This is a genomic window from Bremerella cremea (assembly GCF_003335505.1).
Lineage (GTDB): Bacteria > Planctomycetota > Planctomycetia > Pirellulales > Pirellulaceae > Bremerella > Bremerella cremea_A.
Genome location: NZ_QPEX01000022.1, coordinates 1 through 1,579 on the forward strand (window position 1 = coordinate 1; position 1,579 = coordinate 1,579).

Genomic DNA, 1,579 nt, shown 5'->3' on the forward strand with positions numbered 1-1,579 from the left:
AATCTAAATCACATCTCGGATCTCTTCACTCGCGTGATCTTCTGGTACATTCGTCATGGTCAGTCCTCGGTTCTGGTTGGTTGATGTTCGTAATCAAATCCATACCAGAGCCAGAGCTGGCTCTCAAATTCGCGCAATATTTAGGACGTTATCGGTGTGAATCCTACATTGTCCGTTTCTACATTAAATTGTTCTGTATCCACGGCAATCGCATTCAAAAATTAGCGTGAATCCCGAGGATTTTTGCTTCAATTGCCTTTTGGCGAGGGCAAACGAACAATTTTTTCATGCGAATTATGATTCTGAGCGGCTAAACTCCCTATTTTCAGCGATTTCGAATGCGATTGCCGTGGTTCTGTATCCGGTCCAGATCAACAGTGATTAATTCGCGGAGTCATGACACACAATCTTCAAACCATTAAACACTGTTATAATGGTTGCATCTCTTAGACATTTACCACATAATCGCCCAAGAGAACGCGAGCTGCTGCGTAACGAAGCAAAATATTATTGATCTGGAACGTTATATGTTACTTTTCTATAAGCGGGGCCTTCTTTTTTCTCTCGGATTGATCCTCTTCTTTGTCATCTCTAACAATCTTGTTATGGCACAAAAGGACAGTGAGTTCAGAATTTACAACTCGGAAGAATTCTCAAAAACAATCTATCCAAACGCGTGGAAAGTCGCGTTTGGCCCCGCTATAACGAAGACAGAATCTGAACTTGCAATCAGACATTTAAATGATCTATCGAGCCCAGAAGCTAGAGAGATTGCGAACACTTATTTGGATGCACTTACAGAAGGGGAATCGCTGTCTAATGATATTCGCAAGAACCTTCAAATGGCCGCCGGTTCTGACAAACCAGTCACGGATATAAACAGTGGCCCATTAGAACTTGAATTTGGAATAATCCAGAGTGAGCATTGGATGAATGAGATAGGTACTGTATCGAAGTCATCCATGGATACTAATGTTTTGAACAAAACAACACTGAAAACAATTGGTGGGCTTAAGGTCTTAACTCGTTCGAGTATTCAACACGCAGGTGGAGATCCAGAACCAGAAAAACAATTCGTAATTTTTGCATCAATTTCTATCGCTAGGACCTGGTCTCGAATTGACATTCGCTCAACTCCTAGTGGTGCAATGATCGAAGCAGGTCCTCTCAAAGGTGAAACGAGAATTAGAAAATTCTTAAAGCCCGGCACCTACGAAGTTAAGATTTCGAAGCCAGGCTATGAATCACAGACGCAAGACATAGAGTTAGTGGGGGGCGATTCTCATACTCTACTTTTCACTCTCGTCAAGGAAAGCACAAGTGGTAACATCAAACCCAATCTTCAAGATTAGGTTTGTCTACCGTGCATATGCAACCACAGGTATTTGTCCAGTGCAAACATAATGATCCGTATACTCACGGCAATCGCATGTTCAATCCCCATTAAAACCAGCATAAATCTTGTCCAGCACCGTCTCGTCCCAGCCGGCGCGGAGGCGTTTTCCGCGGATGTTATCTTTGACGGTGGTGTCCTGTTTTAAAATATTGAGGGCCAGGCGGCGGAACGCGGCGGTGATTT

General features: G+C 43.2%; 1 protein-coding gene. It reads left to right on the forward strand.

Annotated features, from left to right (window positions below):
* The first annotated feature begins 527 nt into the window (after positions 1-527).
* On the forward strand, positions 528-1,352 hold the full coding sequence (locus DTL42_RS11290) for a PEGA domain-containing protein (protein WP_114368837.1): 825 nt from the start codon (positions 528-530) through the stop codon (positions 1,350-1,352).
* The last annotated feature ends 227 nt before the right edge of the window (positions 1,353-1,579 follow it).

Excerpts from the sequence above, each read along its gene's own strand:
- DTL42_RS11290 (WP_114368837.1), top strand. The coding sequence starts at position 528 with ATGTTACTTTTCTATAAGCGGGGCCTTCTTTTTTCTCTCGGATTGATC.